Origin of the sequence: Psychromonas arctica, from assembly GCF_038155225.1 — a bacterium.
Lineage (GTDB): Bacteria > Pseudomonadota > Gammaproteobacteria > Enterobacterales > Psychromonadaceae > Psychromonas > Psychromonas arctica_B.
On sequence record NZ_JBAKBA010000321.1, the window covers coordinates 1 to 218 of the forward strand.

The 218-nt window shown below is 34.4% G+C and carries 1 pseudogene; it reads right to left on the minus strand.

The annotated features are described in order from the left end of the window. A pseudogene (locus V6255_RS18680) lies at positions 1-218 on the minus strand (hypothetical protein); the annotation flags it as partial.

Below are 218 nucleotides of genomic sequence, written 5' to 3' on the forward strand. Positions count from 1 at the left end.
TTCTGTTTTACCAACCCCTGTTGGGCCTGCAAACAAAAATGAGCCAACAGTTTTTAGCTCATCAGATAATCCTGAACGATTTAAATGTATTGCATCCGTTAACGAATCAATAGCAGAATCTTGACCAAAGACTGTCATTTTCAAACGTTGATTTAATTTATCAATCGCATTTTTATCGGTATAAGAAACTGATATTTCAGGAATACGTGCAATTTTAG